Origin of the sequence: Mesorhizobium sp. M6A.T.Cr.TU.016.01.1.1 (genome assembly GCF_003952585.1) — a bacterium.
In the GTDB taxonomy this organism is placed as follows: Bacteria; Pseudomonadota; Alphaproteobacteria; order Rhizobiales; family Rhizobiaceae; genus Mesorhizobium; species Mesorhizobium mediterraneum.
Genome location: NZ_CP034452.1, coordinates 5,960,529 through 5,986,995, shown reverse-complemented (window position 1 = coordinate 5,986,995; position 26,467 = coordinate 5,960,529). Strand labels below are relative to the sequence as shown.

The 26,467-nt window shown below is 62.3% G+C and carries 25 protein-coding genes; 19 read left to right on the top strand and 6 right to left on the bottom strand.

Annotation, left to right across the window (positions count from 1 at the left end):
• Positions 1-14: 14 nt before the first annotated feature.
• From EJ075_RS28905 to EJ075_RS28875, 7 genes are all read left to right on the top strand, one after another.
• Positions 15-1,439 carry a pyruvate dehydrogenase complex dihydrolipoamide acetyltransferase gene (locus EJ075_RS28905; RefSeq protein ID WP_126106665.1) on the top strand — a complete coding sequence of 475 codons (1,425 nt, stop codon included), beginning with the start codon at positions 15-17 and terminating at the stop codon, positions 1,437-1,439.
• A gap of 14 nt (positions 1,440-1,453) precedes the next feature.
• On the top strand, positions 1,454-1,879 hold the full coding sequence (locus EJ075_RS28900; RefSeq protein ID WP_126106664.1) for a hypothetical protein: 426 nt from the start codon (positions 1,454-1,456) through the stop codon (positions 1,877-1,879).
• Positions 1,876-2,514: an SGNH/GDSL hydrolase family protein gene (locus EJ075_RS28895; protein WP_095488613.1), complete on the top strand. Its 639-nt coding sequence runs from the start codon at positions 1,876-1,878 to the stop codon at positions 2,512-2,514. The genes EJ075_RS28900 and EJ075_RS28895 overlap by 4 nt, the downstream gene beginning before the upstream one ends.
• Positions 2,515-2,736: 222 nt before the next feature.
• Complete coding sequence (gene lpdA / locus EJ075_RS28890) at positions 2,737-4,182, top strand: dihydrolipoyl dehydrogenase (RefSeq protein ID WP_126106663.1); 1,446 nt, start codon at positions 2,737-2,739, stop codon at positions 4,180-4,182.
• A gap of 96 nt (positions 4,183-4,278) precedes the next feature.
• Positions 4,279-4,536, top strand: coding sequence for a GlsB/YeaQ/YmgE family stress response membrane protein (locus EJ075_RS28885; RefSeq protein WP_095488615.1), 258 nt, complete (start codon positions 4,279-4,281; stop codon positions 4,534-4,536).
• Positions 4,537-4,671: 135 nt separating this feature from the next.
• Positions 4,672-5,637, top strand: a complete 966-nt coding sequence (lipA, locus tag EJ075_RS28880) for a lipoyl synthase (RefSeq protein ID WP_126106662.1) — start codon at positions 4,672-4,674, stop codon at positions 5,635-5,637.
• A 12-nt stretch (positions 5,638-5,649) separates the two neighbouring features.
• Positions 5,650-6,108 (top strand): type II toxin-antitoxin system RatA family toxin, encoded by a 459-nt coding sequence (locus tag EJ075_RS28875; RefSeq protein ID WP_126106661.1) that lies wholly within the window; start codon positions 5,650-5,652, stop codon positions 6,106-6,108.
• On the opposite strand, the gene EJ075_RS28870 is transcribed toward EJ075_RS28875, so the two are convergent.
• Entirely contained in the window at positions 6,084-6,593 is a 510-nt protein-coding gene (locus EJ075_RS28870; RefSeq protein ID WP_126106660.1) for a CinA family protein, read from the bottom strand. The genes EJ075_RS28875 and EJ075_RS28870 overlap by 25 nt on opposite strands.
• Entirely contained in the window at positions 6,590-7,819 is a 1,230-nt protein-coding gene (locus EJ075_RS28865) for a bifunctional 2-C-methyl-D-erythritol 4-phosphate cytidylyltransferase/2-C-methyl-D-erythritol 2,4-cyclodiphosphate synthase (protein WP_126106659.1), read from the bottom strand. The genes EJ075_RS28870 and EJ075_RS28865 overlap by 4 nt, the downstream gene beginning before the upstream one ends.
• 234 nt (positions 7,820-8,053) lie before the next feature.
• On the opposite strand from EJ075_RS28865, the gene dusB reads away from it, so the two are divergent.
• The 8 genes from dusB to hflX all read left to right on the top strand — a co-directional run bounded on the left by dusB (position 8,054) and on the right by hflX (position 18,358).
• Positions 8,054-9,082 carry a tRNA dihydrouridine synthase DusB gene (dusB, locus tag EJ075_RS28860; RefSeq protein WP_126106658.1) on the top strand — a complete coding sequence of 343 codons (1,029 nt, stop codon included), beginning with the start codon at positions 8,054-8,056 and terminating at the stop codon, positions 9,080-9,082.
• Positions 9,079-10,221 (top strand): nitrogen regulation protein NR(II), encoded by a 1,143-nt coding sequence (locus EJ075_RS28855; protein WP_126106657.1) that lies wholly within the window; start codon positions 9,079-9,081, stop codon positions 10,219-10,221. Before dusB ends, EJ075_RS28855 begins: the two co-directional genes overlap by 4 nt.
• Positions 10,218-11,678, top strand: a complete 1,461-nt coding sequence (gene ntrC / locus EJ075_RS28850) for a nitrogen regulation protein NR(I) (protein ID WP_126106656.1) — start codon at positions 10,218-10,220, stop codon at positions 11,676-11,678. The genes EJ075_RS28855 and ntrC overlap by 4 nt, the downstream gene beginning before the upstream one ends.
• A 223-nt stretch (positions 11,679-11,901) precedes the next feature.
• Entirely contained in the window at positions 11,902-14,187 is a 2,286-nt protein-coding gene (locus tag EJ075_RS28845) for a PAS domain-containing sensor histidine kinase (RefSeq protein WP_164547215.1), read from the top strand.
• Complete coding sequence (locus tag EJ075_RS28840) at positions 14,177-15,538, top strand: sigma-54 dependent transcriptional regulator (protein ID WP_126106655.1); 1,362 nt, start codon at positions 14,177-14,179, stop codon at positions 15,536-15,538. Before EJ075_RS28845 ends, EJ075_RS28840 begins: the two co-directional genes overlap by 11 nt.
• 173 nt (positions 15,539-15,711) lie before the next feature.
• Positions 15,712-16,575, top strand: a complete 864-nt coding sequence (locus EJ075_RS28835; protein ID WP_126106654.1) for a D-amino-acid transaminase — start codon at positions 15,712-15,714, stop codon at positions 16,573-16,575.
• Between the two features lie 145 nt (positions 16,576-16,720).
• Positions 16,721-16,966, top strand: coding sequence for an RNA chaperone Hfq (hfq, locus tag EJ075_RS28830; protein WP_006202172.1), 246 nt, complete (start codon positions 16,721-16,723; stop codon positions 16,964-16,966).
• On the top strand, positions 16,967-18,358 hold the full coding sequence (hflX, locus tag EJ075_RS28825; protein WP_126106653.1) for a GTPase HflX: 1,392 nt from the start codon (positions 16,967-16,969) through the stop codon (positions 18,356-18,358). It abuts the gene before it with no gap.
• A 6-nt stretch (positions 18,359-18,364) separates the two neighbouring features.
• Here the strand turns inward: hflX and mazG are convergent, their stop codons facing one another.
• The 3 genes from mazG to opgC all read right to left on the bottom strand — a co-directional run bounded on the left by mazG (position 18,365) and on the right by opgC (position 21,800).
• Positions 18,365-19,189, bottom strand: a complete 825-nt coding sequence (mazG, locus tag EJ075_RS28820; protein WP_126106652.1) for a nucleoside triphosphate pyrophosphohydrolase — start codon at positions 19,187-19,189, stop codon at positions 18,365-18,367.
• Between the two features lie 84 nt (positions 19,190-19,273).
• Entirely contained in the window at positions 19,274-20,458 is a 1,185-nt protein-coding gene (locus EJ075_RS28815; RefSeq protein ID WP_126106651.1) for an amino acid aminotransferase, read from the bottom strand.
• A 175-nt stretch (positions 20,459-20,633) separates the two neighbouring features.
• A complete protein-coding gene (gene opgC, locus EJ075_RS28810; RefSeq protein ID WP_126106650.1) occupies positions 20,634-21,800 on the bottom strand; it encodes an OpgC domain-containing protein in 1,167 nt (388 codons plus the stop codon).
• A gap of 352 nt (positions 21,801-22,152) precedes the next feature.
• Between opgC and EJ075_RS28805 the strand changes: the two genes are divergently transcribed.
• The 4 genes from EJ075_RS28805 (at position 22,153) to EJ075_RS28790 (ending at position 24,878) form a co-directional block, all read left to right on the top strand.
• Positions 22,153-22,671, top strand: a complete 519-nt coding sequence (locus tag EJ075_RS28805; RefSeq protein WP_245330029.1) for a sigma-70 family RNA polymerase sigma factor — start codon at positions 22,153-22,155, stop codon at positions 22,669-22,671.
• Positions 22,672-22,679: 8 nt separating this feature from the next.
• Positions 22,680-23,453 carry an anti-sigma factor gene (locus tag EJ075_RS28800; protein ID WP_095488668.1) on the top strand — a complete coding sequence of 258 codons (774 nt, stop codon included), beginning with the start codon at positions 22,680-22,682 and terminating at the stop codon, positions 23,451-23,453.
• Positions 23,454-23,474: 21 nt separating this feature from the next.
• Positions 23,475-24,191 (top strand): Bax inhibitor-1/YccA family protein, encoded by a 717-nt coding sequence (locus EJ075_RS28795; protein WP_126106648.1) that lies wholly within the window; start codon positions 23,475-23,477, stop codon positions 24,189-24,191.
• A gap of 123 nt (positions 24,192-24,314) precedes the next feature.
• Positions 24,315-24,878 (top strand): DUF2076 family protein, encoded by a 564-nt coding sequence (locus EJ075_RS28790; protein WP_126106647.1) that lies wholly within the window; start codon positions 24,315-24,317, stop codon positions 24,876-24,878.
• A gap of 236 nt (positions 24,879-25,114) precedes the next feature.
• On the opposite strand, the gene EJ075_RS28785 is transcribed toward EJ075_RS28790, so the two are convergent.
• Positions 25,115-26,383 carry an acyl-CoA dehydrogenase family protein gene (locus EJ075_RS28785; RefSeq protein ID WP_126106646.1) on the bottom strand — a complete coding sequence of 423 codons (1,269 nt, stop codon included), beginning with the start codon at positions 26,381-26,383 and terminating at the stop codon, positions 25,115-25,117.
• Positions 26,384-26,467: the final 84 nt, after the last annotated feature.

Sequence of the window (26,467 nt, the reverse complement as noted above, 5' to 3'; positions counted from 1 at the left end):
GGCGGGAGGACAAAATGCCGATCAACATCACCATGCCTGCCCTCTCGCCCACGATGGAAGAGGGCAATCTTTCCAAATGGCTGGTCAAGGAGGGTGACAAGGTTTCGCCGGGCGATGTGCTCGCCGAGATCGAGACCGACAAGGCGACGATGGAAGTTGAGGCCGTCGACGAAGGCACGGTCGCCAAGCTGGTCGTTCCGGCCGGCACCGAAGGCGTCAAGGTCAACGCGCTGATCGCCGTGCTCGCGGCTGAGGGCGAGGATGCGGCGGCGGCCGCAAAGAGCGGTGATGGCGCTGCGCCGGCAAAGGCCGAGGCCAAGCAGGACAAGGCGCCAATCTCCCCACCCGTGGGGGAGATGTCGACGAAGTCGACAGAGGGGGGCGCTGTCCCTCCAGCCGTAGGGAGCAAAGCGCCCCCCTCTGGCCTGCCCTCTTTGTCGCCACTTGGCATCTCCCCCACAAGGGGGGAGATCAGCCAATCGCCGGACGGCCGCACCTTCGCCTCGCCGCTGGCCCGTCGCATCGCCCTGGAAGCCGGCGTCGACGTCTCAGCGGTGACCGGTTCCGGCCCGCATGGCCGCGTGGTCAAGGCCGATGTCGATGCAGCTATTTCCAGCGGCAGCGCCAAGGCGCCCGCTGCAAAAGCGGCGCCCGCCGGCGCTCCGGCTCCAGCTGTCGCAGCCAAGCCAATGTCGGACGACCAGGTGCTGAAACTGTTCGCCGAAGGCTCCTACGAGCTTGTTCCGCACGACAACATGCGCAAGACCATCGCGCGCCGGCTGGTCGAGGCCACGACCACCATCCCGCATTTCTACCTGACGCTCGACTGCGAGCTCGATGCGCTTCTGGCGCTGCGCACGCAGATCAATGCGGCTGCCCCGGTGAAGAAGACCGACAAGGGTGAGGTGCCGGCCTACAAGCTGTCGGTCAACGACATGGTCATCAAAGCGATGGCGATGGCGCTGATGGCGGTGCCGGATGCCAATGCCTCATGGACCGAGAGTGCCATGGTCAAGCACAAGCATGCCGATGTCGGTGTCGCGGTCTCGATCCCCGGCGGCCTGATCACGCCGATCATCCGGCGTGCCGACGAAAAGACCCTGTCGGTCATTTCCAATGAGATGAAGGACCTTGCCAGCCGTGCCCGCAGCCGCAAGCTGAAACCGGAAGAATATCAGGGCGGCACCACGGCAGTGTCTAATCTCGGCATGTTCGGCATCAAGGACTTTGCCGCCGTCATCAACCCGCCGCATGCGACGATCCTGGCGGTCGGCGCCGGCGAGGAGCGCGCGGTGGTCAGGAGCGGCGAGATCAAGATCGCCACCATCATGTCGGTGACGCTGTCGACAGATCACCGCGCCGTCGACGGTGCGCTCGGCGCCGAACTGCTCGTCGCCTTCAAGCGCATGATCGAAAACCCGATGGGCATGCTGGTCTAGAAAGGAAAAAGGCGGTGCGGAAATTCTTCACCAGCCTTTTTGCCTTCATCCTTTCCGGTTTGGCCGGCGGATTGGTGGCGCAGGGGCTCGCCGTCGCCACTGATGCCGACGTAGAGTACATCCTTGTGTTCATGATCTCGGCTCTCGTCACCATCCTCGTGACGGTCGCCCTCTTCATCGCGCAGTTTATGTCGAACCCGCAAAGCGCGATAAACCTGACGTCGCTTATCGCGGTTGCGTTTTTTGTGCTCGTCGGGGTTGGCCTGATTACCTGGACTTTTTCCCAGCCACCCGGAAAGAGCCAGTGGTCGAGCGATCTTCCCATTGTCGCCGGCCTCGTCCTGCCGGGCCTCGCCACGGTGTTGGTCCAGTGGCTGTTCGTGGGCTGGCGGGTAAAGCGCGCACAAGCAGGATTTGGCAGGAGCGGGGCAAACGCATGAAAACAGTCCTTTGCTACGGCGACTCGCTGACCTGGGGCTACGATGCGGCAAGCCTGGATCGCCACCCGCTCGAGGACCGCTGGCCGAGCGTGCTGCAGGCGGCGTTGGGAGGCGGTATCGAAGTCATTGCCGAAGGCTTGAACGGCCGCACAACGGCTTTCGACGATCATCTGGCCGGCGCCGACCGTAACGGCGCTAGAGTGCTGCCGACGATCCTGATGACGCATGCGCCGATCGACCTGATCATCATCATGCTCGGCGCCAACGACATGAAGCCGTGGATCCACGGCAATCCGGTCGCCGCTAAGCAAGGCATCGAGCGCCTGATCGATATCGTGCGCGGGCACGACTACCCGTTCGACTGGCCGGCGCCGCAGATCCTGATCGTCGCGCCGCCCGCGGTCAGCCGTACGGAAAACGCCGAATTCAAGGAAATGTTCGCCGGCGGCGATGAAGCCTCGAAGCGGCTGGCACCACAATATTCCGCCCTCGCCGACGAGGCCGGCTGCGGCTTCTTCGATGCCGGAACGGTGGCGACGACTACGCCGCTCGACGGCGTGCATCTCGATGCCGAAAACACGCGAAACATTGGCAAGGCGCTGGCACCGCTGGTGCGCGTGATGTTAGCGACATGATAGTCAATGCATTTCTGATCATTGGCATTTGGTTGGCTGTGCATTGGCAGGGCCGCCGAAGTCGGCTTCTCGCAGGTTACGCATTTCTGGGGCTCTGGGTTTCCGACGCCCTTTCGATACTGGTGCATGAGCCAGCTTTCGCGCCTTTAATACTGAGGTACGAGCCAATTTCGATACCGAAGCCTTCTTTCGGTGAAGCCTCGCTTCAATAAGGACCACAAAATGGCTGAGAATTACGACGTCATCATCATCGGCTCCGGCCCCGGCGGCTACGTCACGGCGGTGCGTTCAGCCCAGCTCGGCTTCAAGACGGCGATCGTCGAGCGCGAGCATCTCGGCGGCATCTGCCTTAACTGGGGCTGCATCCCGACAAAGGCGCTGCTGCGCTCGGCCGAGATCATGCATTATTCGGATCATCTGAAGGACTATGGATTGAAGATCGACGGCAAGGTCAGCGTCGACACCGCTGCCGTCGTCGACCGCTCGCGGAAGGTCTCGCTGCGGCTGAACGGTGGCGTCGCCTTCCTGATGAAGAAGAACAAGGTCGACGTCATCTGGGGCGAAGCCAAGCTCTCCAGGCCCGGTGAGGTTGTTGTTTCGAAATCCTCCAAGAAGCCGATGGAGCCGCAGCCGCCGGCGCCCAAGGGCGTCAAGGGCGAGGGCACCTACACCGCAAAGCACATCATTCTTGCCACCGGCGCCAGGCCGCGTGCGCTGCCCGGCATCGAGCCTGACGGCAAACTGATCTGGACCTATTTCGAGGCGATGGTGCCGAAGGAGATGCCGAAGTCGCTGCTGGTGATGGGTTCGGGCGCGATCGGCATCGAATTCGCTTCGTTCTACCGCACCATGGGCGCCGAGGTGACGGTGGTCGAGCTGCTGCCGGCGGTAATGCCGGTCGAGGACGCCGAGGTCTCGAAATTCGCGCAGAAGCAGTTCGAGAAGCAAGGCATGAAGATCATTCTCGAAGCCAAGGTGACCAAGGTCGAGAAGGGCGCGAACTCGGTTACCGCGCATGTCGAGATGAAGGACGGCAAGGTCGAGAAGATCACCGCGGATCGGATGATCTCGGCCGTCGGCGTGCAGGGCAACATCGAGAATCTCGGCCTCGAAGCGCTCGGTGTGAAGACCGACCGCGGCTGCGTTGTCGTCGACGGCTACGGCAAGACCAATGTGCCCGGCATCTATGCGATCGGCGATGTCGCTGGCCCGCCCATGCTCGCCCACAAGGCCGAACATGAAGGCGTGGTCTGCGTGGAAAAGATCGCCAACTTTCCAGGCGTTCACGCCACTGACAAGCTGAAGATTCCGGGCTGCACCTATTGCAACCCGCAGGTATCCTCCGTCGGCCTGACCGAAGCGAAGGCGAAGGCCGAGGGCAAGGACATCCGCGTCGGCCGCTTCCAGTTCGCCGCCAACGGCAAGGCCATCGCGCTCGGCGAGGACCAGGGCTTCGTCAAGACCATTTTCGACAAGAAAACCGGGCAGTTGCTTGGCGCGCATATGGTTGGCGCCGAAGTGACTGAGCTGATCCAGGGTTTTGTCGTGGCGATGAATCTGGAGACCACCGAGGAAGAACTGATGCACACGATTTTCCCGCACCCAACGCTGTCGGAGATGATGAAGGAAAGCGTCCTAGACGCCTATGGCCGCGCGCTGAACGCATGATAAATCGGCCGCTTGAGGCTCAACACGCGAGAGCCAAGGAACTCGACGGCAAGGTAATTCGTTTCCGGATGCATTCATCACACAAGGATAGGGCATATGGACGTGAACGGCGTGGGCTGGGTAGCAGCGATCATCATCGGCGGTTTGGCAGGATGGCTTGCCGAGATGTTCATGAAGAGCAACACCGGCATCCTGATGAACATCATTCTTGGCATCGTTGGCGCGATCGTGCTGAATGCCATCCTGCAGGCGCTCAACATCGGCGCCTTCGGCGCCGGCTGGATCGCCTATCTGATCACCGGCTTCATCGGTGCCTGCCTGCTGATCTGGGTAGGGCGCATGGTGCGCCGTTAGTTGCTGAACTCTTGCCATGCGAACGCGGCTGTGGCGGCATGCGCCGCCGCGGCCTTTTTCTTTGGAGCGAAAAGTCTTAGATGACTTGTGAAAAGCGAACGTCGGACAGGCGATCGCCAACGAACCGGATTTCAGATGGTCACCGTCCTCGACACGATCGCCAATGCGCCGCGCCTGCGGCATCCTGAAAAGGCGCACAAGCCCGACCAGGACGTGCTGCGCAAGCCCGACTGGATCCGCGTCAAGGCGCCGATGTCGAAAGGCTATGCCGAGACGCGCGAGATCGTGAAGTCGCACAAGCTGGTGACGGTGTGCGAAGAGGCCGGCTGCCCCAATATCGGCGAATGCTGGGAAAAGAAGCACGCCACCTTCATGATCATGGGCGAAATCTGCACGCGCGCCTGCGCCTTCTGCAACGTGGCTACCGGTATACCGACCGCGCTCGATCCCGATGAACCGGCCCGTGTCGCACACGCCGTCAAGCAAATGGGCCTGACCCATGTCGTCATCACCTCAGTCGACCGCGACGATCTCGCCGACGGCGGAGCTCAGCACTTTGCCGAGGTCATCCGCGCCATCAGGGCGGCAACGCCGTCGACGACGATCGAAATCCTGACGCCCGACTTCCTGCGCAAGGAAGGCGCGCTGGAGATCGTGGTGGCGGCGAAGCCCGACGTTTTCAACCATAATCTGGAGACCGTGCCGTCGAACTATCTGACGGTCCGGCCGGGCGCCCGCTATTTCCATTCGATCAGGCTGTTGCAGCGGGTCAAGGAGCTCGATCCGTCGATCTTCACCAAATCCGGCATCATGGTTGGCCTTGGCGAGGAGCGGAACGAGATCCTGCAGCTGATGGACGATCTGCGTTCGGCCAATGTCGACTTCATGACCATCGGCCAGTACCTGCAGCCGTCGAAGAAGCACCATCCGGTTATCCGCTTCGTCACGCCGGAGGAATTCAAGTCCTTCGAGACCATCGGCAAGACCAAGGGCTTCCTGCTGGTGGCGTCAAGCCCGCTGACGCGCTCGTCGCACCATGCCGGCGACGATTTCGCCAGGCTGCGCGCGGCGCGCGAAGCGTTTCTCAGAAAGTCCGCCTAACACACTGGTTTCATGCCGCAATTCGAAGCCCATCGTCGCGTTTCCCATACGCCGGAGCAGATGTTTGCTCTGGTTGCCGATGTCGAATCCTATCCACAATTCCTGCCGCTTTGCGAGGCGCTGACGGTTCGCTCGCGCAAGGAACGCAACGGCCGCACACTGCTCATCGCCGACATGAGCATCGGCTACAAGGCGATCCGCGAGACTTTCACCACGCAGGTGCTGCTAAAGCCTGACGAGAACGCCATCGACGTAAAATACATCGACGGTCCGTTCAAATATTTGAGCAATGCCTGGCGGTTCGAGCCGGCCGACGGCGGTTGCAACGTCTGCTTCTTCATCGACTACGAATTCAAGAGCCGTATTCTGGGCGCGGTGATGGGAACGATGTTCGATCGCGCCTTCCGCATGTTCTCCGAGGCGTTCGAGAAGCGCGCCGACGTCATCTATGGGCCAGCGCCAGCAGCCTGATCCGCAGCGAGTGCGCGCAAGCCCAGTTCAAGCGCATGCTTGACCGTCGCCTGGCGGATGAAATTGCGGCCTTTGTCGGTGAACAACTGACATTCGCTGACGACCGGCCGACCAGTCAAGGCGACACCGAACCAGACCAGGCCGACGGGCTTTTCCGTCGAGCCGCCGCCTGGACCGGCAATGCCGGTGACGGCGAGGGTCAGTCCGGCGCGCGAACGGGTCAGGGCGCCCTGCGCCATCTCGATCGCCGTTTCCCGCGAGACCGCGCCATGCGCCTCAAGCGTGGCGGCGGAAACGCCGAGCATCTCCGTCTTGGCCTCGTTGGAATAGGTGATGAAACCCCGGTCGACCACCGTGGAAGAGCCGGCGATGTCGGTCAGGGCGGCGATGATCATGCCGCCGGTGCAGCTCTCGGCCGTCGCCAGCATGATGTCGCGCTGCTGGCAGGCTTGAAGCAGGGCATCTGCGAGATCGTTGTTGCTCATTCGGGGACATCCCCTGGAAATACGACACTGGCGGTCGCGATGGCGGCTATCCCTTCCTCGCGGCCGACAAAGCCGAGCCTTTCGTTGGTTGTCGCCTTGATCGAGACACGGTTCCGGGAAATTCCCAGCATTGCCGAAAGGGTTTCTGTCATTGCTTCGCGATGCGGGCCGACCCGTGGCGCCTCGCAGATCAGCGTTATGTCGGCATTTGCGATGCGCCCGCCGCGCGCGCGCACCAGTCTCGCCGCATGTTCGACGAAGATCCGCGAGGCCGCGCCCTTCCACTGCGGATCCGATGGCGGGAAATGCGTGCCGATGTCGCCGGCGCCGCAGGTGGCGAGCAGCGCGTCGGCCAAGGCGTGCAGGCCGACGTCGGCGTCCGAATGGCCGGACAGTTTCTTGTCGTGCGGGATGGAGACGCCGCACAGGATGACATGGTCACCGGGCTCGAACGCATGAACGTCGTAGCCATTGCCGGTGCGGATGTCTGGAAAGCGCGGCCGTTCGCCGGAAAGCCGCTGATCCGCCATCGAAATATCTCTTGCCCAGGTGAGTTTGACATTATCCGGCGAGCCCGGAACGATTTTCACCGGAATATGTGCCCACTCGGCGATCGCGGCATCGTCGGTGAAGTCCGCCTTGCCGAGATGATGGGCCTTTTCGTGGGCGGCCAGGATTGGCCAGAACGGAAAGCCTTGCGGCGTCTGGGCTGCATGAAGCCCGTTCCTGGAAACCGTCTCGCCGATCATGCCGGCGGCCGATTCACGTTTCAGCGTGTCGGCGACTGGTAGGGCAGGCAGCGCTGCCTGGCGCTCGCCGATGGCGGCGATCGTACGATCTATCAATTCCGCGTCGACGAAAGGGCGAACGGCATCATGGACCAGAACCTGGCCCGGCGCATGGCCTCTCAGCGCAAGCAGCCCGAGCCGAACGGAGTCTTGCCTGGACGCGCCACCCGTTACCGTGACGACCCGATCGGCGTTGGCTCCGGCGGCGCTGCGAAAAAGCGCGCTGTCGTCGGCATGGATGGCGACGACGACGGGACCGATTCTCGGATGCGCCAAAAACACGTCCAGTGTGCGCGCGATGACGGCACGGCCACCGATCCTTTGGTATTGCTTTGGCCCGTCGGCCTGACCCGCGCGCGCGCCGCGGCCGGCAGCGACAATAACGACTGCAACTTTGTTGTCCGCCGCCGAGGCTTGCTTTTCGCTTGCATCTGTCATGCCGAGACGCTTAGCGCATGATCCCGAAAAGTGGAATCGCTTTTCGGAAGAGATCATGCGCAGATGCAAAGTGCCCAAGGCGTCCTTCCCAAAGAAGCACGGCGCTTGGGCGCGGTAGGGGCTGAAGGCCGGCATTTTTCCTAAAGCGCCTTAATGCGACGTCATTGCGCGTTGCACTTCGCTATCATTCTGGCTAGAGAATGTGCAGCAATTAAAAATGCTTGGTTTTTGTGCATGCTTGACCTGACCAAATTGGCTTCGCCGCTGGACGTGGGAAGTGTGAGAATCCGCAATCGCGCCTTCCTCGCGCCCATGTCGGGTATATCAGATGAGCCGTTCCGGCAGCGTGCCTATGCGCACGGCGCCGGGTTGGTCGTGTCGGAGATGGTGGCGAGCGGCGAGCTTGCCAAAGGCAGGGCCGGTTGCGGCTTGCGCATCCGTCATTCCGGGCTGCCTGTTCACATGGTGCAGCTTGCCGGCCGTGAGGCGGCGCACATGGCCGAGGGCGCCCGTATAGCCGCGGGCGAGGGCGCCGACATCATCGACATCAACATGGGCTGCCCGGCCAAGAAGGTGACGGGCGGCTATGCCGGTTCGGCGCTGATGCGCGATCTCGATCACGCTTTGTCGCTGATCGAGGCGGTGGTCGGCGCGGTCGAGGTGCCGGTCACGGTCAAGATGCGGCTTGGCTGGGACGAAAGCGCGCTCAACGCGCCGATGCTGGCGCGCCGCGCTGAGCAGGCGGGCGTCAAGATGGTGACAGTGCATGGCCGCACGCGCTGCCAGTTCTACCAGGGCAAGGCCGACTGGCGCGCCATCGCACGCGTAAAGCAGGCTGTGTCGATACCGGTCGTTGCCAATGGCGATGTCGGCTCGCTGGCCGAGGCAGCAATGATCCTCGACCAGTCGGGCGCCGACGCGGTGATGATCGGCCGCGCGCATTATGGCGCGCCGTGGACGGCAGGCAGCATCGCGACAGCCGCGGCAAAGAAGGCAACGCCCGGCGTGCCTGAAAGCCCTGAAGTGTTGGCCGACTATGTCGTTGCCCACTACGAGGACATGCTGACGCTCTACGGCACCGAAAGCGGCGTGCGCCAGGCGCGCAAGCATCTTGGCTGGTATCTCGACCGCCACACCGCCGGTGTCGCTGATGAGCGGCGAAAGGCCATCCTCACCTCCTTCGAGCCCGTCCGCGTCATTGCCGCGTTGCGCGAGGTGCTTTCACACGCTCCCGAGGCGATGAACCTGCGGGGCGCGGCATGAATGCCAACATTACACAGAGCACGGATATGGCGGACGCCGCCCACATCGTGCTCAACACCATCCGCCGCCCGGTGATCATGGTCGATGCGGAAGGATTCATCACCTTCGCCAATGCCGATGCCGAGGATTTCTTCCGCTCGAGCGCGACCATGCTCGCCCGTAACACACTACCCAAGCTCATTCCCTTCGGCAGTCCGCTGCTGACGCTTGTCGACCAAGTGCGCGAGCGCCGGGCGCCCGTCAACGAATATCGGGTCGATGTGTCGTCGCCGCGTCTTGGCATCGAGAAAGTCGTCGATCTCTACGTCGCGCCGGTGTCGGAATTTCCAGGCTCCGTCGTGGTGATGTTCCAGGAACGATCGATGGCCGACAAGATCGATCGGCAGATGACGCATCGCGGCGCGGCACGCTCGGTGACCGGCTTGGCCGCGATGCTTGCCCACGAGATCAAGAACCCGCTATCCGGCATCCGGGGTGCTGCCCAGCTGCTTGAACTGTCGGCTTCCGATGAAGATCGCGCGCTGACCCGGCTGATCACCGACGAGACCGACCGCATCGTCTCGCTGGTCGATCGCATGGAGGTGTTTTCCGATGAGCGGCCGATCGACCGCTATCCGGTCAATATCCATGTCGTGCTCGACCATGTGAAGGCTATTGCCAAGAACGGTTTTGCCAAGCGAATCAAGATATTGGAGGATTATGATCCATCATTGCCTCCGGTTTTCGCCAACCGTGATCAGCTCATCCAGGTGTTCCTCAACCTGGTCAAGAATGCTGCCGAGGCCATTGGCGGCGATCCGCAAGGCGAGATCACCCTGTCGACCGCGTTCCGGCCGGGCATCCGTGTCTCCGTTCCGGGATCGCAAGGCCGCGTGTCGCTGCCGCTCGAATTCTGCGTGCGCGACAACGGCTCCGGCGTTTCCGAAGATATCCTGCCGATCCTATTCGACCCGTTTATCACCACCAAGCCGAACGGGTCGGGGCTTGGTCTTGCGCTGGTCGCGAAAATCGTCGGCGAGCATGGCGGCATCATCGAATGCGATTCGACGCCGCGCGGAACCACCTTCCGCATTCTGATGCCAGCTTGGAAAGAAACGCCGTTCGGCACGGACGATGATGGCGAAGGAGACCGCAAATGACGGTTCGCGGCAATATTCTCGTCGCCGACGACGATGCAGCCATCCGCACGGTCCTCAATCAGGCGCTTTCGCGCGTCGGTCATGAGGTGCGCGTGACCTCCAACGCCTCGACGCTGTGGCGCTGGGTGGCGGCGGGCGAGGGCGATCTCGTCATCACCGACGTGGTCATGCCGGACGAGAACGCCTTCGACATGCTGCCGCGCATCAAGAAGGCGCGGCCGGAACTGCCCGTCATCGTCATGAGCGCCCAGAACACGTTCATGACCGCGATTCGCGCCTCCGAGACCGGCGCCTACGAATATCTGCCGAAACCGTTCGACCTGACCGAGCTTCTCAACATCGTCAACCGGGCGCTTTCCGAGCCCCGACGGCCGAAGATCGATGCGCGGGCGGACGAGCCGCCGGAAACGATGCCGCTGGTCGGCCGCTCGGCCGCGATGCAGGATATCTACCGCATGCTGGCGCGCATGATGCAGACCGACCTGACGGTGATGATTTCAGGCGAATCGGGCACCGGCAAGGAACTGGTGGCGCGCGCGCTGCACGAATACGGCCGCCGTCGCGGCGGTCCCTTCGTCGCGATCAACATGGCGGCGATCCCGCGCGACCTGATCGAATCGGAACTGTTCGGGCACGAGAAGGGCGCCTTCACCGGCGCGCAAAACCGCTCCACCGGCCGTTTCGAGCAGGCCGAAGGCGGCACGCTCTTCCTCGACGAGATCGGCGACATGCCGATGGAAGCGCAGACGCGCCTGCTGCGCGTCCTGCAGCAGGGCGAATACACCACCGTCGGCGGCCGCACGCCGATCAAGACCGACGTGCGCATCGTCGCCGCCACCAACAAGGATCTGCGCACGCTGATCAATCAGGGGCTTTTCCGTGAGGATCTCTTCTATCGCCTGAACGTCGTGCCGTTAAGGCTGCCGGCGCTGCGCGAGCGGTCCGAGGACGTTCCGGATCTCGTGCGGCACTTCTTCAAGCTCGGCGTCAGCGAGGGCCTGCAGACCAAGCGCATCTCCACCGGCGGCATCGAGCTGATGAAGCGTTATCCGTGGCCCGGCAACGTGCGCGAGCTCGAAAACCTTGTCCGCAGGTTGGCCGCGCTCTATTCGCAGGATGAGATTTCCGCCGAGATCATCGAGGCGGAACTGAAGACCGGTGAGAGGCCGGTCGTTCCCGGTGGCGGCAACCTCATTCCCGACGATCTGTCCATCGGCCAGGCGGTGGAACATTTCCTGCAGCGCTATTTTGCGTCGTTCGCCGGCGATTTGCCGCCCGCCGGCCTCTATCAGCGCATTCTCTCCGAGGTCGAATATCCGCTGGTGCTGGCCTCGATGACGGCAACCCGCGGCAATCAGATCAAGGCTGCGGAACTCTTGGGCCTCAACCGCAACACGCTGCGCAAGAAGATCCGCGAACTCGGCGTCAACGTCTACAAATCGACCAGGCAGGCTTAGAGCGACGTACGTTCCATTCGGACGTACAAAGTTCGCTCTAACGCTTTGAATTTTCGCATCGTGTTTTCCGAAAAATCGATCTCGATTTTCGGGCCGATGCGATAGAGCGGCACCTTTTCCGGGGGATCGATCGCCGAAACATTTCCGTCCAGGTCACACTTGTTGCATAATCGCCACAATGCGTTGCATACATCCGACGCAATCACTGGCTCTAGACGGCGACATGGCTTCACAGGCACCGACACTGAGCGAACCGCTTTTCAGCGACCCCGGAACAAGGGACGGGCGCCGGCTGCTTGCGCTGCCCGGCGTGGTGGCAGTTGTCGGTGCGCTGGTTACGGCGGCGATCTCCTTCGCCATTCTCGTCGGCGCCACGCCGATCACGCCGGACGAGAGGACGACGCTGGCGCTTATCGCCCTCAATGCGGCGTTCATCGTGTTTCTGATTGCGCTGGTCGGTCGCGAAGTGCATCGCATTTTGATGGCGCGCCGGCGCGGCAAGGCGGCGTCGCGGCTGCATGTGCGGATCGTCGCGATGTTCGCGCTGGTCGCCGCGATTCCCGCCATCATGGTGGCGATCATCGCCTCGATCACGCTCGACATCGGCCTAGATCGCTGGTTCGAGATCCGCACCAAGACGATCGTCAATTCGTCGCTGTCGATCGCCGATGCCTATGTGCAGGAGAACGCGCGCAATCTCCAGGGAACGACCCTGTCGATGGCCTACGATCTCGACGCCTCCCGCACGCTCTACGGCCTCGATAGAACCGGCTTCCTCGATCTGATGAACAAGGAAGCCGTCGGACGCTCGCTGGCCCATGCCGCGCTGGTCAAGCCAGACGGTTCATTCGTCATGAGCGCCAAGACCGACGCCGATTTCGCCATGCCGGAGCCGCCGGAAGGCGCCATGAGCAGTGCCGCCGACGGCAGGCCGGTGCTGATCGAGCCGAAGACGCGCAACATCATGGGCGCCATCGTCAAGCTGCGCGAGATCGAAGGGCTCTATCTCTACACCATCCGCCTGGTCGATCCCGAGGTGATCAAGGCACGACAGATTGTCAGGTCCAACACCGACGAATATCGCGGTCTGGAAGCCAATCGCCGCACCTCGCAGGTGGCCTTCGCACTTCCCTACCTGTCGCTGACGCTGATCATCATTCTGTCCGCCATCTGGACCGGCATTGCCGTGGCTGATCGCCTAGTGCGGCCCATCCGCCAGCTCATCGGCGCGGCCGACGAGGTTGCGACCGGCAATCTCGACGTTGCCGTGCCCGTTCGGCCCTCCGACGGCGACGTCGCCTCGCTCGGCGACACCTTCAACAAGATGCTGCTGGAACTGAAATCGCAGCGTAACGAGATTCTGTCCGCCAAGGATTTGATCGACGAGCGGCGGCGTTTTTCGGAAGCCGTGCTTGCCGGCGTCACCGCCGGTGTCATCGGCGTCGATCCCTATGGTATCGTCACCATCGTCAATCGATCGGCCGAAACGATGCTGGCCATATCCGCCACTGCCGCACTCGGGCAAAATCTCTCCACAGTGCTGCCGCATGTCGGCCGCGTATTCGAGATCGGCCGCAAGTCGGGAAAGCCTGTCCACCGCGAGCAGGTGACCTTCTATCGCGCCGGCACGGAGCGGACCTTCAACGTGCAGATCACGGTCGAGGCCGGCGACGACGGTTCGGAGGAGAAATCCTATGTCGTGACGGTCGACGACATCACCGATCTGGTCCAGGCGCAGCGTTCCTCGGCATGGGCGGATGTGGCGCGGCGCATCGCCCACGAGATCAAGAACCCGCTGACACCGATCCAGCTTTCCGCCGAGCGCATCAAGCGCCGCTACGGCAAGGTCATCACCGAAGACCGCGAGGTTTTCGATCAGTGCACCGACACGATCATCAGGCAAGTGGAAGACATCGGCCGCATGGTCGACGAGTTCTCCGCTTTCGCACGCATGCCCAAGCCCGAAATGAAGGCCCTCGATTTGCGCGAGTCGTTGCGCGAAGCCTCGTTCCTCGTCGAAGTGAGCCGCGCCGATATCACCTTCGAGCGCGTATTCGGCAACGAACCGCTCAAGGGCACTTTCGACAGCCGCCTGATGGCGCAGGCTTTTGGCAATATTATCAAGAACGCAGCCGAGGCGATCGACGGACTTGATCAAAAGGACCGCTCGCACGGCATAATCCGGATTCAAGCCGGGCGCCAGAATGGCGCGATTCGCATTGACGTCATCGACAATGGCAAGGGCTTGCCGCGCGAGAATCGTCAGCGATTGCTCGAGCCTTACATGACGACACGCGAGAAGGGCACGGGGCTTGGCCTCGCTATCGTCAAGAAGATAGTGGAAGACCATGGCGGCCGGCTCGAACTGCATGACGCGCCGGCGGATTTCCACGGCGGGCGAGGCGCGATGATCAGCATCATCCTGCCGCTTGCCGCCACCGTGCCGTCGAGCGGCGAAAGCAGGACGGAACACGAAAGAGAAACTGAAAAGGTCGGTAATGGCGTCTGACATTCTCATCGTCGATGACGAGGAAGACATCCGCGAACTTGTCGCTGGTATCCTGAGCGACGAAGGTCACGAAACCCGCACGGCATTCGATGCCGACAGCGCCCTGGCGGCGATCGCCGACCGGGCGCCGAGACTGATTTTCCTCGACATCTGGCTGCAAGGCTCACGTCTGGACGGACTGGCGCTGCTGGACGAGATCAAGACAATGCATCCGAGCCTGCCCGTGGTGATGATCTCGGGCCACGGCAACATCGAAACGGCGGTCTCGGCCATACGTCGCGGCGCCTATGACTTCATCGAGAAGCCGTTCAAGGCCGACAGGCTGATCCTTATCGCCGAACGTGCGATTGAAACCTCGAAGCTGAGACGCGAGGTTTCGGATCTCAAGCTGCGCAGCGGCGAAACCTTCGACCTGATCGGCATGTCGTCGGCGATGAGCCAGTTGCGTCAGACCATCGAACGCGTCGCGCCGACCAACAGCCGCGTCATGATCATCGGCCCGTCCGGGTCGGGCAAGGAACTCGCGGCACGCGCCATCCACACACTGTCGGCGCGCAAGGGGGCACCGTTCGTCACGCTTAGCGCTGCCAACATCACGCCCGAACGCATGGAGGTCGAGCTGTTCGGCACCGAATCCAACGGTGTCGAACGCAAGGTCGGCGCGCTTGAGGAAGCCCATCGCGGCATTCTTTACATCGACGAAGTGGCTGACATGCCGCGCGAAACGCAAAACAAGATTCTGCGCGTGCTGGTCGAACAGCAGTTCGAGCGGGTAGGGGGCACCAAGCGGGTCAAGGTCGATGTCCGAATCATTTCATCGACCTCGCAGAACCTGGAGGCGATGATCGCCGACGGTCGTTTCCGGGAGGATCTCTATCACCGCCTGGCGGTGGTTCCGGTCATGGTGCCGGGACTGGCCGAGCGGCGCGAGGACATCCCCTATCTTGTCGACAATTTCATGAAGCAGATCGCCCGCCAAGCCGGCATCCGGCCGCGGCGCATCGGCGACGACGCGCTGGCCGTGCTGCAGGCGCACAACTGGCCGGGCAACGTCCGCCAGTTGCGCAACAATGTCGAGCGGCTGATGATCCTGGCGCGCGGCGACGATGTCGATGCGCCGATCACCGCAGACCTCTTGCCTGCCGAGATCGGCGACGTCATGCCGCGCACGCCAAACCAATCCGATCAGCACATCATGGCGCTGCCGCTGCGTGAGGCGCGCGAACAGTTCGAGAAGGACTATCTGATAGCCCAGATCAACCGTTTTGGCGGCAACATCTCGAAAACGGCCGAGTTCATCGGCATGGAGCGCTCGGCGCTTCACCGCAAGCTGAAGTCGCTGGGCGTCTGATACCCAATCCAATCGTGGCTTGCGCAATTATTGGTTACGGCGCAGGCGGAATCGCATAAGAAAGCGCTACAGCGCCGCGCGTCTTTTGGGACGTGCAAAGGACGCTATAGCACTTTGATTTTTGCGCCGATTCCGATTTCGGGGTCATGCGCTGACTTCTCCAGGGGTGACCCATGCCGCGCATTGCCTATGTGAACGGGCGCTACGTCGCTCACGCCGACGCTTTCGTGCATATCGAGGACCGTGGCTATCAGTTCGCCGATGGTGTCTACGAGGTCTGCGAGGTAGCGCGCAGCTTTATCGTCGATATGCCTCGCCATCTCGGACGGCTGAACCGCTCGCTGACCGAATTGTCGATCGACTGGCCGGTCACGCGGGGCGTGTTGCCGATTATCATGCGCGAGGTGGTTCGCCGCAACCATGTCACCGATGGCCTGGTCTATCTTCAGGTGACGCGTGGCGTCGCCAGCCGTGACTTTATTTTCCCGGCGGCGGGCACGAAGCCGTCGCTGGTGGTGACCGCCAGGAAAGCCGACCCCGCTGCTGCAGCGAAGAGGGCCGAAAGCGGAATCAAGGTTATCACCGTGCCGGAGAATCGTTGGGACCGGGTAGATATCAAGTCGGTCGGCCTGTTGCCAAATGTGCTCGCCAAGCAGAAGGCCAAGGAAGCCGGCGCCCAGGAGGCCTGGTTCGTCGATGCCGACGGCACCGTCAAGGAAGGTGGATCGTCGAATGCCTGGATCATCACCAGGGATGGCGTGCTGGTGACGCGTCCGGCCGAGCACGGCATCCTGCGCGGCATCACCCGCACCACGCTGTTCGAGGTAGCCGCCAGGCTCGGCCTGAAAATCGAGGAGCGCGGCTTTTCGGTCGCTGAGGCCAAGGCCGCGCGCGAGGTTTTCATCAGCTCCGCGACCACGATCGCCATGCCGATCGTGGCGATCGACGGTGCACCCGTCGCTAACGGCCATCCGGGCTCGATAACACTTTCCTTGCGGCAAGCCTTTTTTGACGTTGCGGAAAAAAGTCCAGCCTGATAACCGCACAGGTGGAATGAACATCAATATATCTCGTTCTGCTTGTCGTTATTGACGGCAAGATGGTGTTTGCGTGCTTGACACGTGCCGGGTAATTTGGCGCATTGGCTTGCAAACCGAAGGGGATCGGCGAAAGACAAGAACAATGGCGGAACGATCGCAAAATCTTCAGGACCTGTTCCTGAATTCAGTTCGCAAAAGCAAAAACCCACTCACCATCTTTCTCATCAACGGCGTGAAGCTGACCGGTGTGGTCACTTCGTTCGACAATTTCTGTGTTCTGCTGCGTCGAGACGGCCATTCCCAGCTCGTCTACAAGCACGCCATTTCCACGATCATGCCGAGCCAGCCGGTTCAGATGTTCGATGGTGAGGAAAGCCAGGGCGCCTGATTGGCACGTAAGAAAGACGCGGACCGCAGCGTTCGCGAAAAACCAGCATATCAGCCGGGGGCGGAAGCCGAAGGCCGGACTCGGGCCGTGGTTATCGTGCCCGTGCTTACCCGCCAGCCACGCGGCGACGAAGACACGAATCGCCCGCGCTTGACGCGGTCCGCCGAAGCTCGCCACGACGAGGCGGTTGGCCTTGCCCAAGCCATCGACCTCGACCCGATCCATACCGCGGTGGTGACCGTCAACGATCCGCGGCCTGCCACCTTGCTCGGCAGCGGCAAGGTCGCGGAGTTCGCCGAGATCGTCAAAGAGGGCCATGCCGAACTGGTCATTGTCGACCATCCACTGACGCCGGTGCAGCAGCGCAACCTGGAAAAGGAACTGAACGCCAAGGTGCTGGATCGCACCGGGCTGATTCTGGAGATTTTCGGCGAGCGTGCGCGGACCAAGGAAGGCACGCTGCAGGTCGATCTTGCGCACCTCAACTATCAGAAGGGCCGGCTCGTGCGAAGCTGGACCCACCTCGAGCGCCAGCGCGGCGGCGCCGGCTTTCTCGGCGGCCCCGGCGAAACGCAGATCGAATCGGATCGCCGTGCCCTGCAGGATAAGATCAAGAAGCTGAAGCACGAGCTGGAAACCGTGCGGCGCACTCGCGACCTGCACCGCGCCAAGCGCAAGAAGGTGCCTTTCCCGGTGGTGGCGATCGTCGGCTACACCAATGCCGGCAAGTCGACGCTGTTCAACAAACTGACCGGAGCAGGGGTGCTGGCCGAGGACATGTTGTTTGCCACGCTCGACCCGACACTGCGCCGGGTGCGACTGCCGCACGGCACGCCGGTCATCCTTTCGGACACGGTCGGTTTCATTTCAGACCTGCCAACGCATCTGATCGCTGCCTTCCGGGCCACGCTGGAAGAGGTGGTCGAGGCCGATCTCGTCCTCCATCTGCGCGATATTTCGGACCCCGACACCGCCGCCCAGGCCGAGGATGTCGAGCGCATCCTAGCCGATCTCGGCGTCGATGCTGGCGACGGCAAGCGCGTCATCGAAGTGTGGAACAAGATCGACCTGCTCGACGAAGGCAACAGGGCTCGGCTTCTTGCCGATGGCGCCGATGGCAACAAGACGCCGCCGATTGCCATATCGGCCGCCACCGGCGAGGGCATCGATGTGCTGAAGGCGATCATTGAGACAAGAGTTTCAGGCGAGCTGGAAACGCTGACCATCACGCTCAAGCCTGAGCAGCTCGGGCTCGTCGACTGGCTCTACCGCAATGGCGACGTCGTCTCGCGCACCGACAATGAAGATGGCGGCGTGACCGTCGCGCTCAAGGCGACGCAAAGCGCGCATGAAGAGATAGAAAGCCGATTGCACCGTAAAAACAACGGATAGTCGCTGTTACTTCGCGCTCTTGGCTTGCTGCCAAAACGCCTCCATCTCGTCGAGCGAGGCCTTTTCCAGCGTGTTTCCGGACGCTTCCAGCGCTTGCTCGACGTAGTGGAACCGCGACCGGAATTTCTCGTTGGTGCCGCTGAGCGCCGCTTCGGAATCGACCTTGAGATGACGCCCGAGATTGACGACGGCAAACAGCATGTCGCCGAACTCGTCCTTGATCGAAGCCGTATCGCCCTTGGCCAAGGCCTCGCGCAACTCGCCGATCTCTTCCTCGATCTTGTCGAGGATCGGCGTGGCCTCGCTCCAGTCGAAGCCGACGCGGGCAGCTTTCTCCTGCAGCTTGAGTGCCCGGGTCAAAGCGGGCAGGGCGACCGGTATGCTGTCCAGAAAACCCTTGCCGTGATCCTCCGGATCGTGCCCGCGGGCGAGGCGGGCGCTGCGTTTCTCAGCCTTCTCCTCGGCCTTGATCTTTTCCCACATGCCCTTGGCCATGCCGGCGCTGCGCGCCTTCTCATCGCCGAAGACATGCGGGTGGCGGCGGATCATTTTCGTGGTGATGGCCTGGACCACGTCGCCAAAAGCGAATTCACCAGCCTCCTCGGCCATCTGCGCGTGGTAGACGACCTGCAGCAGAAGGTCGCCGAGCTCGTCGCGCAGATCGTCCAGGTCGCCGCGCGCGATGGCGTCCGCCACCTCGTAGGCTTCCTCGATCGTGTAAGGCGCGATGGTCGAAAAATCCTGCTCGATGTCCCACGGACAGCCGGTTTCCGGGCCCCGCAGCGCCGCCATGATCTCAATCAGCCGGGAAATGTCCTTCGAGGGTTTCATCGGCCGGATGCTAGCCTGCGTCCGACCGTGTAGCCAACGGCGTCGGACGGCGAGGGGCGATTGTCCACAGCGCTGCTCAACGCCTCAGTCGAGCACGGAGACGATCGCCTTGGCGAGCGCGTCCATACCGTCTTCCGGCAGGCCGGCGACATTGATGCGGCTGTCACCGACCATATAGACGCCGTGCTCGGCGCGCAGCCGCTCGACCTGCGCTTCGGACAGGCCAAGCCGGGAAAACATGCCGCGATGGCTGGCGACGAAATCGAAGCGATCGGAATTGGACTGCCGCCGCAGCGCTTCGGCGAACTGCACCCGAAGCCGCAGCATGCGCAGGCGCATCTCCTCTAGCTCCGCTTCCCAGTCGGCGCGCAGCGTGGCGTCTTCAAGCACAGTGCGCACCGCGGCCGCGCCATGGTCCGGCGGCATCGAGTACATGGCGCGCGCCGCCGACAGCATCTGGCTCATTGCCACATCCGCCTGCGCGCCGTCTTTAGCCAGGATCATCGCCGCGCCGACACGGTCGCGATACACGGCAAAGTTTTTCGAGCAGCTCGAGGCAACGACCATCTCCGGAACTTTTTCAGCCAGCAGGCGCAAGCCGGCGGCGTCTGCGTCCAGGCCTTCGCCAAAGCCCTGATAAGCAATGTCGACAAACGGCAGCAGGCCGCGCTCGACGACAAGGTCGGCTATTTCAGCCCACTGCGCGATGTCCAGATTGGCGCCTGTCGGATTGTGGCAGCAACCATGCAGCAGCACTACGTCGCCGCTCTTGGCGGTCGCCAGCGCGCTCATCATGTCGGCGAAGCGAACAGCACCTGAGGCAGCGTCGAAATAGGGATATTCGCATATCTGCAAGCCGGCGGCGCGCATCACCGGCATGTGGTTCGGCCATGTCGGGTCCGACAGCCAGATCGTTGCGTCCGATCGCGTCCTCTTGAGCAGCTCAGCCACCAGCCGCAGCGCGCCTGAGCCGCCGGGCGCCTGCGCCGCACGGATGCGTGTAAGCTCGGCCGCAGGGCCAAAGACCAGCCTCGCCATCGCCGTGTTGAAGCCGGTATCGCCGGCAAGGCCGAGATAGGTCTTGGTATCCTGGCTCTGCAGCAATCGCTTTTCGGCTTCGCGCACGGCGCGCATCACCGGCGTCTTGCCATCGCGATCCTTGTAGACGCCGACGCCGAGGTCGACCTTGTCGGGGCGGGGATCGGCGCGATAGAGGCCAATCAAAGCAAGGATCTTGTCGGCTGGGGCAGGCTGAAGATCTTCAAACATCGGCGCGGTTCCGTTGGCGGCGGAGTGATACGCAAATCGGCCGTGCTGCGCCAGCGGTTTTCATTTGCGCCAAGTTGAAAACCGCCAACCGGGACATAGAAATCCATAGCGTGCATCGAGGAGAGGCTCGCACCCGGCGAAAGGCCTTGATGGCACGGCGCGTCGCGCCGTTCTATCACGCTGGCTTGAGGGCAGCAGACGGCAAGGCAGCGGCAGGTTGCTGCTTCTTGGCACCCCAACCGATCCGCGGCAACCATTCGAGGTAGTAGGCGAAGCCGAACTGCAGCGCGATGCCTGTCGTGATCAGGATCGTGTCGTAGAGCAACCCGCCTGGGCTGACGACCTTCATGACCTGCGCAATCATGGCGAGGATCGTTCCGGCGATGAAGACCGGCAGCGAATGCTTGCCGAGAACCGCGAGCGGGTGTCCGGGCCTGGTCCTCGCCAGGTTGGAAAGCGCCGGGAGCGTCACGATCAGATAGGCGATCGCCAGAACGTGCATGAGCCGCGACAGCGACAGGAATGTCTTATCGAAACCGGTCAGCACGGTAGGCAGGCCGGAGGCCGTCTCGATGCCCCACAGCGGCAGCCGCACCCAAATCAGCGCGCCGACCAGATGCCCGACGGCCGCGCTCGTCATCATCCAGTTGAAGCGGATTTCGCCGCCGCGCTTGACATGCAGCATGCCGGCGATCCCGATGACAAACAGAAATTGCCAGGAGAGCGGGTTCAGGAACCAGAAGCCGTCGCCGGGAAAATTCGAAGGCGCGATCTGGAAAATGCCGGCGATGAGCCAGAGGGCAGCGGACGCAGCAAGCATCAGCCGCAGGCTGAACGTGCCGATCCACAGGAAAAGCGGCATCATCAGAAGCACCACGGCATACATGGAAAGAATGTTGTTGTAGCCGATCTGATGCCCGAGCGCGGCGATGCCGAGCAGCGCTTCCGGCGTGTCCTCGATGATCATCTGGATGTTGATCAGCTTCAAAAGATCGGGCCGCGAGAAATGCAGTGCAGCTGCCGAGAAGATCGCCAGCGTCGCCACGGTGGTCATGACGTGGGTGACATAGAGGACACCCGCGCGCCGCCAGGCCTTCAGGGTGATGAGCAACCGGTTTCCCGGCTGGAACTTCAGTCCGTAGGCGAGCCCGACAGCGATACCAGAAATCAGCACGAAGGCTTCGGCCGAATCGGAAAAGCCGAAATTCTTGTGCGTGAAATACTCGAAGACCGTCCCGGGCACATGGTTAACGAAGATCGTCAGTAGCGCTAGCGCGCGGAAGACATCGATGCGGGTATCCCGCTGGGTTGGCGCATTGCCTGTCGTGTCGGGGCTTGTCATATCGGGTCGATAATTCGTGGAACAAAGCGGGCCCAAAGGACCGTCGGCGAAGGGAAGATTCGGCGGTGAATGTTTCCTGCCTATAACTCGCAAGTGCCCCGAAAAAGATGACACCTTCGCGATTTTCCGCGTCACAAATTAATTCACATGTAAACATCGAAATCCCCGGCGGCGCTAACCGCACAGCGAATTGTGGCGGCTGAGGGGCGGGCCGCTCGGTCGCGGACAAAGAAGCCGCACGCGTGATGGTGAGGCGTTGCACCGGTGATGTCTGACCTTCCCGGATCGCAAAAAATTCAAAGAGCGGGATTAAAAACCTGCCATGCTCCGTAAACGGGACATGAGAGGGTCGATGCCACGCTTCGATATCATAGGACAGCTTGGTTCGCTGCGGCGCTACGCGCGTTCGCTGACGCGCGACAGCGCCGAAGCAGAGGACCTGGTGCATGACGCGCTGGTGCGGGCCTATGAGCGGCGCGGCACCTTCCGATCCGGCGGAAACCTGCGCGCATGGCTGCTGTCGATCGTCCACAACGCTTTCATTGACGGCTTGCGGTCCCGCAAGTCTGAAGCGGCGCGCGTCGAGCAGGCCGGGTATCTTGCCGACGCCAGTATGCAGGCTCCCCAGGAGCATTCCGTCCGCTTGGCGCAGGTGCGCGAAGCCTTTTTCAAATTGCCGGAAGAGCAGCGCTCGGCGCTGCATCTCGTCGCCATCGAGGGACTTACCTACAGCCAGGCGGCCGAGGCCAGCGGCGTGCCGTTGGGAACGCTGATGTCGCGCATCGGCCGGGCGCGGGCGGCGCTCCGTGAGATGGAGGACAAATTGCCGGCGCGTGTGAAAAGCCACCTCAGGATCGTGGGAGGCCCGTGATGTCTGCGATGAACGAACTGCGCGACCCGGTGACCGATGCCGATCTCGACGCCTATGTCGACGACCAGCTGGACGTTGCCCGCCGCATCGAGGTCGAGGCATTTCTTTCCGCCCGTCCGGAGGCCGCCGCTCGCGTGATGTCCGACCTCAGGACGCGCGACGAACTGCGCGTGGCACTTGCCGGATCCAAGGGCATGGCGCGGCCGGCAACGGCCGACGCGGCGCGGCGGCTGGAACGCGGGCTGGCCCGGGGTCGCGTGTTAGGCACGTTGCGCCGGGCTGCGGCAGTCGCAGTCCTGCTGACCGCGGGCTGGTTGGCGAACGGCATCGTCGGGCCGATATCGGTGACGAAGGTCGTCGCCTCGACACAGCCGCCCGCCTATCTGGAGGAGGCGATCCGGGCACACGGGACGACAATCATGCGCGAGGCCATGTCATCCCAGCCTGAAGCGCCTGACTACGATGCGGACGAAATCCGCGCCGCCACGGCGATCGTCATGCCGTCGCTGCCAAAGGACTGGAAGGTTCGTGACGTCCAGATTTATCCGTCGCGGTTCGGCCCGAGCGTCGAGATGGCTGTCGAAACAAGGGACCTGGGACTGGTCTCGCTCTTCGCGATCAGGCCCGGAACGTTCGACGTGGTCAAGCCGACCGCCGCCCCCTCTGGCGAAATTTCCTCGGCCTATTTCCAGATCGGCGAAGTCGCCTACGCGGTCGTCGCCCGAAGCGGTATCCGCGATCTCGATCGCACCGCCGAGACGCTCGCCAAAACGCTTTACTGACCCTCACCAAGGAGAACTCGCATGAATACCCCCAATCTAGGATACCGCACGGGCGTCGGAGCCCAAACCGGGGCCGTCTTCGACGAAGGCCTGCGCAAGCACATGCTGCGCGTCTACAACTACATGGGAGTCGGCCTCGTTGTTACGGGCGTGATCGCCTTCATGGTGGCGTCTACGCCAGCCCTCTACGTCCCGATATTTTCCACTCCGCTGAAGTGGGTGGTGATGTTGGCGCCGCTCGCCTTCGTGCTGCTGTTCTCGTTCAAGATGCAGACGATGTCGGCGGCCGGCGCCCAGGCGATGTTTTGGGCATTCTGTGCGGTGATGGGCCTGTCTCTGGCCTCCGTGTTCCTGGTCTTCACCGGCACGAGCATCGCGCGTACCTTCTTCATCGCCGCCACCATGTTCGGCGCCACCAGCCTTTACGGCTACACGACCAAACGCGACCTGACCCAGTTCTCGTCCTTCCTGATCATGGGCCTGATCGGCGTGGTGATTGCCAGCATTGTCAACATCTTTCTCGGCTCGACTGCGCTCCAGTTCGCCATTTCGGTGATCGGCATCGCCGTCTTCATCGGTCTCACCGCCTGGGATACGCAGACGATCAAGGAGCAGTTTGCGGAGAATTTTGGTGCGGAATCGCAGCAGAAGCTAGCCGTCTTCGGTGCATTCTCGCTCTATCTGAACTTCATCAACATCTTCCAGTTGCTGCTGAACTTCACCGGCGAGCGCGAATAGCTGCGTCAAATCAAATGCATGTCGCGGCAGCGGTTTTGAAGCAGCGACATGCATAAATAGGGACGTAGAGCGCGCCGCGAGAATGTCCTGGACGCGGCGCGCAAATGACCGGAGTTGCTTCCCATGAACAGGAACGACCAGCAGGCGATTGGCAATCTTTTTGAGAAACTTGCGAATGTCGAGCGACAGACGCCGCCGCGCGATGCCGAAGCGGAACGCTTCATCAACGATCAGATTGCCCGACAGCCTGGCGCGCCATACTACATGGCGCAAACAATCGTCGTGCAAGAGCAGGCCCTGAACGCGGCACAGTCGCGCATCGAGGAACTGGAACAACAGGCACAGCAATCTGCCGGCGGCGGATTGCTTGGCGGCCTCTTCGGAGGCAGCGGCGCCAGGCGCTCGGGTTCGGTGCCGCGGGTCGGGCGCACCGCTGCCGCTGCACCGGAGCAGCCGCTTTCTGGCGATGATCGGCAGGGGGCAGGCGGCGGTTTCCTCGCCGGAGCCGCGCAGACTGCGATGGGTGTGGCGGGCGGCGTGCTTCTCGGCAACGCGATCGCAGGCATGTTTGGCGAAAGCGGCGAAGCGCAGGCAGCCGAACCGCCGGCACCACAGCCAGAGCAAGCCGACCAAGCAGACGATGCCGGCTCCGATGGCGGTGGTGATTTCGGCGATATTGAATTCTGACCATGCGCGGTGCGGGTGGGTCCGACCTCGGACCACACGATATATGCCAATGGCTCGTCGGCCGTTGGCAGCCGCCTGCTGGCGGTCTCATGGACGGCTCTGTGGGAAAATATGACGCTGCTCGGCTTGGTCGATCGCACGAGTTCGGGGTTCTTTCACGTCAGACAATCACCTGATCGCGCATCGACCTCAGTTGGAAGCGCGGGGGGGTAGAAGGCATGGCAATCGAGAAATGGTCAGGCTGATACGAGCCTATCGCTCGTGGCTGCATCGCGCGAAGGTGGAGAGTGCTGGTAGGACACTGGGCATTCATGGTGGGCCTGCGATCCAGCCGACGAAGCAAGCCGCTGTGACCACTGTGTCTTCGATGTGCCCAGGGCGAACTCTGCCAACCTGAGGAGCTGCACGTCAGAAGTGCCCGCCGGCGCGAAGATGTGGTGCGCATCCCGCAACAACCTTTCGATGGGCCGGTCGGCGAACAATCCACAAGCGGCATGCACCTCCATGGCGTTGCGGGCCGAATCCAAGGCGTGCTCCACGTTGATCAGCTTGGCATTTATCAGTTCAGCGTCACAAGGCAGGGCACGGTCCAGCATATGCACGGCGTGATAGGCGGCGAGCCGGGCGGTCATCAGCCGCGACTGCATCTGGCCGAGTTTCTGCTTGATGGTGGGAAGTTCGCAAAGAGGGCTGCCGTAACGGTGCTGCTGCGCGGCAAATGCCACGGTCTCCTCGACAAGCGCGTGGTGGATTCCGAGCGCGACGGCGGTCAGGTTGGGCCTTCCGTAGAGGATGCTGGAAGAATAGGCCACAGCCAGGCCGTCGCCCTCCTTGCCGAGCAGGTTTTCAGCGGGGACCCGGCAGTTGTCGAAGACAAGTTCCCCAAAACCGAAGCCGTGCAGGCCCATCGCTGGCTTCAGTGCAGCGCGTGAGAAGCCGGGGCGATCCGCCTCTACGAGGAACGCGGACAGACCCTTCGAGCCGCCTCCGGTTCGGACGATCACCCCATGCAGATCGCCGACATGGCTATTGCCGACATACGTCTTGTGGCCGTTGAGGATATAGGCGTCCCCGTCGCGCTCGGCGTTCGATGCCATGCCGAGCACGTGGCTGCCGGACTCGTGTTCGGTTACGGCAATGGTCGGCAGACATTCCCCCTTGGCTATGGCCGGAAGCCATTTCCGCTTCTGGGCTTCGTTGCCGAAATGGAGAATTTTCGCGACGCCTAGCTGCGAGGCCTGCACCATCGCTCCCATGGCACCGCTGACGCGCGAGATCTCCTCGACGACGATGGTCTTGGCCAGATGCCCGAGACCCAAGCCGCCAAATTCTTTGCCGATGGTGATGCCGATCCAGCCCTGGCGGGCGATCAGCCGAGATAGGTCATGGTCTACAGACCGCGAGGCTTCCATGGCAGGTATACGGGGCCGGATCTCGGCCTCCGCAAAGGCCCGTGCCCGATCCCGAATCTGATTGTGGCGCTCGGTAGCGAAGTAACTGTCCATCCGATCCTCCTGACTTCCGGAGCGCGATGATCGGAGCAGCGGACTACCGGACAATTTCACGGGGAGGGGAATTCGGTTACATCC

Excerpts from the sequence above, each read along its gene's own strand:
- EJ075_RS28905 (WP_126106665.1), top strand. The coding sequence starts at position 15 with ATGCCGATCAACATCACCATGCCTGCCCTCTCGCCCACGATGGAAGAG.
- EJ075_RS28895 (WP_095488613.1), top strand. The coding sequence starts at position 1,876 with ATGAAAACAGTCCTTTGCTACGGCGACTCGCTGACCTGGGGCTACGAT.
- lpdA (WP_126106663.1), top strand. The coding sequence starts at position 2,737 with ATGGCTGAGAATTACGACGTCATCATCATCGGCTCCGGCCCCGGCGGC.
- EJ075_RS28885 (WP_095488615.1), top strand. The coding sequence starts at position 4,279 with ATGGACGTGAACGGCGTGGGCTGGGTAGCAGCGATCATCATCGGCGGT.
- lipA (WP_126106662.1), top strand. The coding sequence starts at position 4,672 with ATGGTCACCGTCCTCGACACGATCGCCAATGCGCCGCGCCTGCGGCAT.
- EJ075_RS28875 (WP_126106661.1), top strand. The coding sequence starts at position 5,650 with ATGCCGCAATTCGAAGCCCATCGTCGCGTTTCCCATACGCCGGAGCAG.
- EJ075_RS28870 (WP_126106660.1), bottom strand. The coding sequence starts at position 6,593 with ATGAGCAACAACGATCTCGCAGATGCCCTGCTTCAAGCCTGCCAGCAG.
- EJ075_RS28865 (WP_126106659.1), bottom strand. The coding sequence starts at position 7,819 with ATGACAGATGCAAGCGAAAAGCAAGCCTCGGCGGCGGACAACAAAGTT.
- dusB (WP_126106658.1), top strand. The coding sequence starts at position 8,054 with ATGCTTGACCTGACCAAATTGGCTTCGCCGCTGGACGTGGGAAGTGTG.
- EJ075_RS28855 (WP_126106657.1), top strand. The coding sequence starts at position 9,079 with ATGAATGCCAACATTACACAGAGCACGGATATGGCGGACGCCGCCCAC.
- ntrC (WP_126106656.1), top strand. The coding sequence starts at position 10,218 with ATGACGGTTCGCGGCAATATTCTCGTCGCCGACGACGATGCAGCCATC.
- EJ075_RS28845 (WP_164547215.1), top strand. The coding sequence starts at position 11,902 with ATGGCTTCACAGGCACCGACACTGAGCGAACCGCTTTTCAGCGACCCC.
- EJ075_RS28840 (WP_126106655.1), top strand. The coding sequence starts at position 14,177 with ATGGCGTCTGACATTCTCATCGTCGATGACGAGGAAGACATCCGCGAA.
- EJ075_RS28835 (WP_126106654.1), top strand. The coding sequence starts at position 15,712 with ATGCCGCGCATTGCCTATGTGAACGGGCGCTACGTCGCTCACGCCGAC.
- hfq (WP_006202172.1), top strand. The coding sequence starts at position 16,721 with ATGGCGGAACGATCGCAAAATCTTCAGGACCTGTTCCTGAATTCAGTT.
- mazG (WP_126106652.1), bottom strand. The coding sequence starts at position 19,189 with ATGAAACCCTCGAAGGACATTTCCCGGCTGATTGAGATCATGGCGGCG.
- EJ075_RS28815 (WP_126106651.1), bottom strand. The coding sequence starts at position 20,458 with ATGTTTGAAGATCTTCAGCCTGCCCCAGCCGACAAGATCCTTGCTTTG.
- opgC (WP_126106650.1), bottom strand. The coding sequence starts at position 21,800 with ATGACAAGCCCCGACACGACAGGCAATGCGCCAACCCAGCGGGATACC.
- EJ075_RS28805 (WP_245330029.1), top strand. The coding sequence starts at position 22,153 with ATGCCACGCTTCGATATCATAGGACAGCTTGGTTCGCTGCGGCGCTAC.
- EJ075_RS28800 (WP_095488668.1), top strand. The coding sequence starts at position 22,680 with ATGAACGAACTGCGCGACCCGGTGACCGATGCCGATCTCGACGCCTAT.
- EJ075_RS28795 (WP_126106648.1), top strand. The coding sequence starts at position 23,475 with ATGAATACCCCCAATCTAGGATACCGCACGGGCGTCGGAGCCCAAACC.
- EJ075_RS28790 (WP_126106647.1), top strand. The coding sequence starts at position 24,315 with ATGAACAGGAACGACCAGCAGGCGATTGGCAATCTTTTTGAGAAACTT.
- EJ075_RS28785 (WP_126106646.1), bottom strand. The coding sequence starts at position 26,383 with ATGGACAGTTACTTCGCTACCGAGCGCCACAATCAGATTCGGGATCGG.